Raw genomic sequence first — 8,459 nt, forward strand, 5'->3', positions numbered from 1 at the left:
CCCGACCCGCGCCCCCCCGCCCCCCGCCCCCGCCCCCCCGCCCCGCCCCCCCCCCCCCCCCCCCCCCCCCCCCCCCCCCCCCCCCCCCCCCCCCCCCCCCCCCCCCCCCCCCCCCCCCCACCGAAACCTCACCCGCCACCTCAGAATCGGTGCGGTGATCTCCCCACACCTGTGGGGAGATCACCGCAGGAGGCGCGTGCCCGACGAACCACACTGAGACCAGCGGCTGCTCGCGGCGATCGTCCAGCACGTCGATGCGCACCCAGACGTCGGCCGCCTTACCGTCCACGCCCCAGTGCACGCTCAGCGCCTCTAGATCGCCCGGTGCCAGCAGGCTGCGCACCGCCGGCTCGACCACCCGCCGGCGCAAGGCGGCCAGCCGCTCGTCGTCGGCGTCGGTAACCGGAGCCAGGCAGGGGAGGCTCTGGCTCGGCAACGGAGTGGTGTTGACCGCCACACGCAGCCACGAGCTGGTGGGGCCAGGTGGCGGCGTGGCTGGCAGGAGGGCACGCCAGTACACAGGGGGCGAGCAGCTCAGAGGGGACTCCCCTGTCTGTGGCGGAGTGTGCGGGAGAGGGCGGTAGAGGAGGTCCAGCAGCAGCCAGAGCGGAACTACCTGATTTGGCTAGCCCTGATTGAGCCACTCGAAGAAAGTCGGGCAGCGGTCGGCGTGTCCGGGCGGTACCGGGGGATCTTGCTGCCACGGTTGCCGCCATGCCAGGGAAGGCCAGCGCTGCTCCTCGCGCGCAGCCCAGCGACCAGCTCAGCGCGCCCGCCGGCGCGCCGCTGGGCACGGGCCTGGCGATGGGGCTGGACGCGCGGCTGGATGCGGACGGCTGGACCGCGGCGTGGTCCCCGCGCCGGCCGCTGGCCACCGACGACCTCACGCGCGGCTGCTGGCGGCAGAGCCGTGACGCCGCGCTGGCCCGCCGGTACCTGGAGCACTCCCCCAAGGCGCTGCTGTCCATGCTCGTCATCGACGTGGACCACCCCGACACCCTCCTGCGCGCGATCAGCCGGCCCCTGGAGCACCCCGAGCCCTCCTGGGTCGCCGAGGGCGTCAGCGGGCGCGGGCACGTCGGCTGGGTCCTCTCCTCCCCCGTCTGCCGCACCGACGCCGCCCGCACCGCTCCCCTGGCCCTGGCCGCCCGGGTGCAAGAGGGCCTGCGCCGGGCCCTGGACGGCGATGCCGGCTACGCCGGGCTGCTGACGAAGAACCCCACCCACGACGGCTGGTACCCCTACTGGGGCCGCGCCCGCCCCTACGAGCTGACTGAGCTCGCCGCCGGCCTGGGCGCCCTGCTGCCGCGCTCCCTGCCCCCGCACGCGCGCGAGCAGAGCGGGCTGGGGCGCAACCACCACCTCTTCGAGGCGCTGCGCACCTGGGCCTACCGGGCCCGCTACCGCTACGAGCAGCGCGAGGAGTGGGAGCAGACCGTCACCGCGGTCGCTCTCAACATCAACACCGAGTTCGCCGTGCCCCTGCCGCACGCCGAGGTCGGGCACACCGCGCAGTCCGTGGCCCGCTGGGTCTGGCGCAACCTCTCCCGCGAGGGCCTGGTGCGCATCCAGACCGCCCGCGGGCACAAGCGCGCCGCCCAGCCCAGCGCCTCAGCCGCCCGGAGCAAGGCCGGCAAGAGCAGCACACCCGCCCAGACAGAGGCACGCCGCAGCAACGCCGCTAAGGCATCCTTGACCCGTCGAAAGGTGACGGCGGAGCAGATGGCGGAGGTCGTGCTGTGAGTGCTCAGCGACCGGCGCGTCGCAAGATGACCGCCCGGGAGGCCGCTGCCCACTTCGGCGTCTCCCCCGCGACCGTCAAGCGCCTCGTGGCCGAGCCGCGTGAGGACTTCCTGGCCCGCGCCCAGGCCCGGCGCGACCGGGCCGTGGAGCTGCGCGCTAAGGGCCTGAAGCACCGTGAGATCGCCGCGGAGATGGACGTGCCCATCGGCACCGTCGGCCGCCTGCTGCACGAGGCCAAGAAGCTGGCGCAAGCCGCGGACGCTGAGCAGCCCGCGTTGTAGCCGGTGAAAAGCCACTGACTACCCATTGGCTACCAGAATGGTAGCCAATGGGTAGTCAGTGGCTAGAAGCCGTGGATCTTTAGTTCTGCGTCCAGTGCCCTCTCGATCAACCGGCCCTGCGGGATGCGGGTGGCTTGCGCGCAGGCGGCCAGGCGCTCGTACAGGTCGGTGGGGATGCGTGCTCCCAGCTGCTTGCCGCGTCGCGGGATGCGCACGGGCGCCGTCTCGGTGGCGGGCTGCTGGCTGGGCTGCTGGGCGAAGGGCTGGCCGTTGTCCGGCGCCGGGGTCAGCACCGGAGCGGGCGGTGCGGGATCCGGCGCCGGGGGAGCGACCTGAGGCATGCGGGTGGTGGGCTTGGGCATCAGGAGACCTCCTCGTGCGGGCGGATGCCGGCGATGTGCAGGACGTGCTCGGCCAGCTGGCGGTAGACGGCGGCGACCTCGCGGCCGGCGGCGCCGAAGGCGCGCACCGGGGCGTGGGCGCCCTCGGCCTGGCGCACCACCGCCCGCCGGGGCACCGGGGGCAGCACGTCGGGGTAGGAGGAACGCAGGAAGTCCAGCAGCTCGCCCTGCCTGGCCTCACGCGCCAGTGCGGTGGGCAGCACCCCGAGCAGTACTGGGGCGGGGCCTCCACGAGCAGCACGCACCTGCGCCAGGACTTCCAGGGTGCGCGGGATGCCCTCCAAGGCGTTGTCGGCTGCCTCGGTGGCCACCACCACCGCATCAGCGGCGTGCATAGCGGCCAGGAACAGCCCGCCCAGGCTGGGCCCGCAGTCGAGCACGACCAGGTCCAGCGGACCCGGAGCCTCCTGCAGAGCCACAGCCAGTCGTTGAGCTGCGCCGGGGAAGGACTCGCCGTTGCGGGCGGCCAAGTCTTGATTGGCAGGAGCCACCCGCAGCCGCGACGACCAGTGCTCACCGGCCGGCACTGCGACCTGGTGCACGGTGCCGGCCTGCACGACAGCGCCAGCGCGCTCCTGCGCGGCGTAGAGGGCATCGGAGACAGTCAGCTGCTGCGGCTTGCCGAAGGCGTTGCCGTCGAAGACGCGGGCAGTGGCGTCGGTCAGGGCGGTGGCGTTGCCCTGCTGATCCAGGTCGACCAGCAGCACGTGCGCGCCCAGCTCAGCGGCGGCGTCGGCCACGTTGGCGGCCGTAGTCGTCTTGGCCACCCCGCCCTTCTGGTTGGCGATCGCGAGGGTAAACACGACCAAGCTCCTCTCGCGGTGACTGGCTAGCCGATGGCTACCACTGACAACCAGTGGCTACCCAATGTCTAGCAGGAGCAGCGGGCGAACAGTTGGTGCCGCGCCTGCGAGTCCTCTCCGCTGTTCTCACGCGAACGCACGTCAACGGAGCTTCGAACCCAGAGCCGGAGGCCACTCGTGCGCTGCGGGAGAGCCGCTAGCTTGGTCAGACAGGTAGGTCCGCGACCGGAGCGTTCGTGCTCCGGGCCCCTTCCCTCACGCGCGGACCTTGCACATGGACATCACCGCATCCCTGACGCCTGGGGCACCAGCGTCCCGCCAGGTCTTGGCTGAGGACCTTCTCTCCGGTGTGCAGCCCCTGCGACGGCGGAGTCTGCGACACCCGTGGACCTCACCGCCCGACGAGCCCGCTGCGCACCGCGCGTGGCGCGAGACCACGGGCGGCGTGCCGGTGCGGTTGAACGCCCGAGGGCGAAGCGCGGTGCGGGTGCTGCGCCGACCCGCACCGCGCGAGCCGTCAGCGCTGCTGGGGCTGCAGGTGCGTGAGTGGCAGCGCTTCGCGGCTGGCTTCGCGCACGGCGAGGGTGGGCTGGACCTGTACTTCCACGCGCTAGGAGAGCGCGATCGTTGGCAGCGCGACCTGGCGCGTATGCCCCGCGACGCGGCGGTGGCGATCAGCAAGGCGCTGGCCGTGGGGGACCGCGCCTTCAGCGCGGCCACCGCGCCAGATGAGCTGGGGCTGCTGCAGCGCTGGATCCGGCCCGAGCTGCTCGCGGGCAGCTGGTGGTGGTCGCGCGTGCCGGCGCACGGCCCGCTGCTGGATGCCCTGTTCCGCTACTAGATGCACTGAGTGCCGGCCGCAGCGGTGCGCGGCGACTCAGGCGACTCACTCGTGTGAGGCGGTGCCGGTCTCACCGGCCTCACGCGGTGGGTGGGCCGCACCGCTCAGAGGCGCGTAGGCGTAAGCACCGGGCACCCGCTCGTTCGAGGCGGGGCGGGGCGCGTTGGACAGCGGCGGCAGACCGACCTGCTGGCGCAGCGAGGGAGCGGTGCTGTTGCGGTCGTCGGGGGCGCCGTAGTGCACCTCGACGCCGGGCAGCTGGCGCTGCAGCTCCAGCGCCAGCTGCAGGCCCTCGTGCCGCCAGTCCTCCTCGCTCTGCACAGCGCGCCACTGGAAGTCGGTGGCCGGCAGCTGTGCGTAGGTGGCGTTCCAGGCCCGCAGCCGCGCGAGCAGCTCGGCGCTGGCGCCGAGGCCGGCCAGCACGGCTGCCTCCAAGGCGCCGGCCTCGCCGGGGGAGTAGTCCCAGGCGAAGTAGTCCTCGTCGTACTCGGGCGCGATGGCGATCACCGTGGGGCGGTACGGCTCAAGCGGCACGAGTCGAGTCTGCTCCACCGTGCTCGATGCTCGCCTGCACGACAGGTGCCTGAAGTGCGGGGAAGGCGACGTCAGTGCAGAGCGCGCCGATCAGCGAGGCATCTCAGAACCCACCGTTTTTGAGACGGCGACCGCGCCCGGACGGCGGCATGACCGTGGGGTCCTGCTCGGGGTCGGAACGCGTGGACACCGGGTGTGCACCTGCGTGATCCGCTCCTTGCTGGTGGTCTCGCCTGCTGCACTGAGGTGGTGAAGAGGACTCCCCTGCTGATCGCCGTGGCGCTGATCACCGTGGTGCTCCCCGCGTGCGGTGCCTCACCGGGCGACACCCTGGCGCCGGGGGCCGCCACGGTCGAGGCCTCCACCTCCCCCGAGGACGTGGTGCGCACCTACCTCGGGGCCCTGCAAGAAGGCGATGAGGCCGCAGCGGCGGCCCTGACGACCCAGCCGTACTCGGGGCGCGATGCGTGGGCGGCGGATCCGCCGACGATCGAGGACGTCGAGGTCTCCGGGGCGATCACGCAGGCGGCCGCGGGCGCGCACGGTGCGGTGGGTGAGAGCCACGCGCAGGAGCACGCGCAGGCGGTCCTGGTCCCGGTGACCTTCGAACTGCGCGGGGCGGACACCTCCATGCCGGACGGCCCGACCGCTTGGGGCTACATCCTGGTGCGCGACGGCGGCACCGAGGCGTGGCGCATCGCCGATGCGGGCAGCGCATGAGCTGTCGTGCCGCCGGGGCGGGGAAGTGGACCTCACCCGCATCTGACTGCACGACGTCGGCGGGATGACCGTGAAGCCGGTCCAAGGAGCACCCGTGTGCTGTCGGAGGGGGCGACTACCGTGGTCACATGTCGGGATGCACAGCGCCGGTACGGGGTCACATCAGAGGTGGCGGGGCTGACTGTCCAGTTCACGGGCGCGGCGGTGGCTACGGCTACAGCTACTCCGAGCCGCAGCGGTACCCGTCCTACTCCTCGGCGCCCGTGCGGTCGAGCGGGAGCAGCGGGGGAGGCGGGGGCGGTGGCCGCCGGAGCGCTCGCCCGTCATGGCAGCCGAGCGGCTCAAGCGTCTCCTACACGGCCGCGCAGGTGCAGAACCTCGAGCCCGTCCGCGCCGCGGTCGTGGAGAGGACCCAGCAGCAGGACGTCTTCCTCTGCCACGCCTGGCCTGACCGCCAGGCCGACGCGAAGGACGTCTACGACCGGCTCGTGGGGCAGGGCGTCGCGACATGGTTCAGCGAGGTGAGCCTGCGCCCCGGCACGGACATGCGGATCGCCATCGAAAAGGGCCTCACGAGTTCCCGCATGGGGCTCGTCCTGGTGACGCCCGAGATGCTGAAGACCTTGAAGAACGACCGGAGCGTCGCGAACAGCGAGCTGAGTGCCCTGCTGCGCCGCAACCTCCTGGTGCCGGTCATGCACGGCGCGACGTTCGAGGAACTCGACCAGATCGCCCCCATGCTCGCCTCACGCGGCGGATTCGACACGGCGGAGGAGTCCATGCAGGACATCGTCGTGAAGATCTCCGAACTCGTGGGAGTCCTCATCGAAGAAGAGGCAGCCGCCCTCTGAGTGCGGGATGACCATGCGCCCGCGCACCGCGGGCTGAGCGTTAAGTCGCTCCATGTGGGACCAGTGCGCCGACCAGGGCGGGCGCTGCACCCTCGGGGGTGTGCCCGTCGGGGCTGTCAGCGCTGCCGCACGCCTCAGCGGCTTCGGCTCCCTCACGGCCCAGCGCCTGCTCCAAGTCGGGCACGGGGGAGGAGTTGACGGTGATCGGCTCACCGATCCCAAGGCGCGCCCCCTCGACAGAGACCACCTCCTGAGTCTTCTCGTCCCAGGTGGTGCCCTTGCCCCAGACCAGCACGTCCCCGCCGGCACCGAAGCGCAGGCAGCCGTCCTCGAGCGCGAGCACCGGGCCCGCCACTCCTGCCATCGTGGAGTGCACCTCGCCGGTGATGACGATGACCGGGCCGTCGATCTCGGAGGGCGGTGAGCCGCAGGCGCCCAGCAGGGCCACGCCCATCCCGAGCAGCACCAGGCGGCGGGGGATCATCGGCACTCACCTCGCACGCAGGTTACACGCTGACGGTTGCACCCGGTGAGGCGTGTAGGAGGCAGCATCCGCAGATCGGCAGGAGCGTGCGGTTAGCACTCCATCAAGCCATCTCAGAAGCAACGGTTCATGAGAGGGCGATCGCCGTGCTGCGCGGCCGGAGCGGGCGTCACGGCGGTGGCTACAGGGGCCTGAGCGCCTCAGCTGCCCGGCTCAGCGTGCCGTACGGGTCGTGCAGGATGCGGTGGCCATCGGCGAGGACCCGGCGGGTCCCGGGGTCGAGGGGGACGTCGGCCCAGTTCAGGGGAGCCAGGCCGATCTCGACGAGCAGACCGCAGCGCAGGCGGTAGCGCTGCTCGCGCACCGGCCCCCACAGCGCCGAGCGGACCAGGCGGGCACCGGGGCGCAGCTGGGCGAACCACCCGCTCGCTGCGTGGTGGGCCTGCGCATCGGGCAGCAGCAGCACGACGTCGACGTCGCTGGCCATGCGCTCGTGCCCGCGCGCGTAGGAGCCGACCAGAACCGCGGCGTGCACGTCCGTGCGCTGCGCCCACCCGGTCAGGTCGCTGAGCAGTCGCTGCACCTGGCGGCGGCGGCCCTTCAAGCGTGCGCTCACCGACCCCACGATCCCAGCCCTGCGCCGGGCCCGGTCGAAGCCGCGCCTGCTCCTCGGGGCAGTCGTGGACCGCTGCGCCACGCAGGTGCGGGCACGTTCGCTGTCCGGCTGCGCCATCTCAGAACCGACCGTTTTCGAGACACCCCGCGGCAGGGGCGCCAAGGCCGCGACACGCCGTCTCAGAACCCGTGTCCGAAACGTGCGTCTCACCAGCGGCCGGTCGGTGCTTTCTGAGACGGTCCCGTCCGTGTCCACCCGCGCACCCGCCACCGCCTCCAAGATCACAGCCACTGCTGCACCCACCCGGGCATCTGATCAACAGCCGACCCGGCGGCCCGGTCACCTGCTCGGCTACGCCCGCGTGTCCACCACCGCGCAGGACCCCGCCCTGCAGCACGACGCCCTGACCGCGGCCGGGTGCTACCGGGTGTGGACCGACACCGCCTCTGGGGCGCTTGCCGCCCGCCCCGCCCTGGACGACGTCCTGGCCCGCCTCGGCCCCGGCGACGTCCTGGTCGTCTGGCGCCTGGACCGCCTGGCCCGCTCCCTTCGCCACCTGCTGCAACTCATCGACGACCTCGACGGGCGGGGAGTGGGCTTCCGGTCGCTCACGGAGTCCATCGACACCACCACCGCCACCGGCCGCCTCGTGCTGCACCTCTTCGGCGCCCTCGGCGAGTTCGAGCGCGACCTGCTGCGTGAGCGCACCGCCGCAGGCCTGGAGGCGGCCGTGGCCCGTGGCCGGCGCGGCGGGCGCCCGGCGCTGATGACGCCGGCGAAGCTGGCCGCCGCCCGCGCTCTGCTGGCCGCCGGGCGCCCTGCCGGCGAGGTGGCCGCGGCCGTGGGCGTCAGCCGGGCCACGCTGTACCGGACTCTGACGGCGCAGCAGGCTCAACGGATGCTGCAGGCCGGTGGCGAGCCGGGCGAGACGTCAGTTGCAGCCCGCTAGGGCATGTTCGATCTCCATCGCGCTCATCAGGGCAGTGCGCCGCATGACGTTCGCATGCGGAACGTTGGGGCGGACGGGTCTACCGGGATGGCTTTTGTGAGGGGCTGGCTTACAGACCGTTGCAGAAGTTGGTCTGAAGCTCTGGCGTGTCGCGCTGAGCCAGGCGCAGCCTGGATCGCATGGCCACCGACGCCTCTGTTCAGCCTCGTCAGCTGATCACCGACGAGCTGTGGGAG

Annotated in this window: 11 protein-coding genes; 6 read left to right on the forward strand and 5 right to left on the reverse strand. The window is 72.5% G+C overall.

Features of this window, described 5'->3' with window-relative positions; all coding sequences use genetic code 11:
- The first annotated feature begins 714 nt into the window (after window positions 1-714).
- Entirely contained in the window at window positions 715-1,743 is a 1,029-nt protein-coding gene (locus ACRYMN_RS20240; RefSeq protein ID WP_432499120.1) for a replication initiation protein, read from the forward strand.
- A gap of 26 nt (window positions 1,744-1,769) precedes the next feature.
- The gene (locus ACRYMN_RS20245; protein WP_432499123.1) at window positions 1,770-2,024 is read left to right on the forward strand and encodes a sigma factor-like helix-turn-helix DNA-binding protein; all 255 of its coding nucleotides are present in this window, start codon (window positions 1,770-1,772) and stop codon (window positions 2,022-2,024) included.
- A 62-nt stretch (window positions 2,025-2,086) separates the two neighbouring features.
- Here the strand turns inward: ACRYMN_RS20245 and ACRYMN_RS20250 are convergent, their stop codons facing one another.
- Window positions 2,087-2,386, reverse strand: a complete 300-nt coding sequence (locus ACRYMN_RS20250) for a ribbon-helix-helix domain-containing protein (protein WP_432499126.1) — start codon at window positions 2,384-2,386, stop codon at window positions 2,087-2,089.
- On the reverse strand, window positions 2,386-3,228 hold the full coding sequence (locus ACRYMN_RS20255) for a ParA family protein (RefSeq protein WP_432499128.1): 843 nt from the start codon (window positions 3,226-3,228) through the stop codon (window positions 2,386-2,388). The genes ACRYMN_RS20250 and ACRYMN_RS20255 overlap by 1 nt, the downstream gene beginning before the upstream one ends.
- Before the next feature lie 487 nt (window positions 3,229-3,715).
- Between ACRYMN_RS20255 and ACRYMN_RS20260 the strand changes: the two genes are divergently transcribed.
- On the forward strand, window positions 3,716-4,069 hold the full coding sequence (locus ACRYMN_RS20260; RefSeq protein WP_432499131.1) for a hypothetical protein: 354 nt from the start codon (window positions 3,716-3,718) through the stop codon (window positions 4,067-4,069).
- Between the two features lie 45 nt (window positions 4,070-4,114).
- Here ACRYMN_RS20260 and ACRYMN_RS20265 read toward each other — a convergent pair whose 3' ends face one another.
- On the reverse strand, window positions 4,115-4,603 hold the full coding sequence (locus ACRYMN_RS20265; protein WP_432499134.1) for a hypothetical protein: 489 nt from the start codon (window positions 4,601-4,603) through the stop codon (window positions 4,115-4,117).
- Between the two features lie 249 nt (window positions 4,604-4,852).
- Between ACRYMN_RS20265 and ACRYMN_RS20270 the strand changes: the two genes are divergently transcribed.
- Together ACRYMN_RS20270 and ACRYMN_RS20275 are read left to right on the forward strand one after the other, a co-directional pair.
- Window positions 4,853-5,323 carry an ABC transporter substrate-binding protein gene (locus tag ACRYMN_RS20270; RefSeq protein WP_432499137.1) on the forward strand — a complete coding sequence of 157 codons (471 nt, stop codon included), beginning with the start codon at window positions 4,853-4,855 and terminating at the stop codon, window positions 5,321-5,323.
- A 368-nt stretch (window positions 5,324-5,691) separates the two neighbouring features.
- On the forward strand, window positions 5,692-6,174 hold the full coding sequence (locus ACRYMN_RS20275) for a toll/interleukin-1 receptor domain-containing protein (protein WP_432499139.1): 483 nt from the start codon (window positions 5,692-5,694) through the stop codon (window positions 6,172-6,174).
- A gap of 40 nt (window positions 6,175-6,214) precedes the next feature.
- Here the strand turns inward: ACRYMN_RS20275 and ACRYMN_RS20280 are convergent, their stop codons facing one another.
- Window positions 6,215-6,664, reverse strand: a complete 450-nt coding sequence (locus tag ACRYMN_RS20280; protein ID WP_432499141.1) for a YajG family lipoprotein — start codon at window positions 6,662-6,664, stop codon at window positions 6,215-6,217.
- 175 nt (window positions 6,665-6,839) lie between these two features.
- Complete coding sequence (locus ACRYMN_RS20285; protein WP_432499144.1) at window positions 6,840-7,274, reverse strand: nucleotidyltransferase domain-containing protein; 435 nt, start codon at window positions 7,272-7,274, stop codon at window positions 6,840-6,842.
- Window positions 7,275-7,617: 343 nt separating this feature from the next.
- Here ACRYMN_RS20285 and ACRYMN_RS20290 point away from each other — a divergent pair, with 343 nt between their 5' ends.
- Entirely contained in the window at window positions 7,618-8,223 is a 606-nt protein-coding gene (locus ACRYMN_RS20290; protein WP_432499146.1) for a recombinase family protein, read from the forward strand.
- Window positions 8,224-8,459: the final 236 nt, after the last annotated feature.

The sequence above is a fragment of the Kineococcus gypseus genome (assembly GCF_050871305.1).
GTDB lineage: Bacteria > Actinomycetota > Actinomycetes > Actinomycetales > Kineococcaceae > Kineococcus > Kineococcus gypseus.

Coding starts and splice junctions, on each gene's coding strand:
- ACRYMN_RS20240 (WP_432499120.1), top strand. CDS start 715: ATGCCAGGGAAGGCCAGCGCTGCTCCTCGCGCGCAGCCCAGCGACCAG.
- ACRYMN_RS20250 (WP_432499126.1), bottom strand. CDS start 2,386: ATGCCCAAGCCCACCACCCGCATGCCTCAGGTCGCTCCCCCGGCGCCG.
- ACRYMN_RS20245 (WP_432499123.1), top strand. CDS start 1,770: ATGACCGCCCGGGAGGCCGCTGCCCACTTCGGCGTCTCCCCCGCGACC.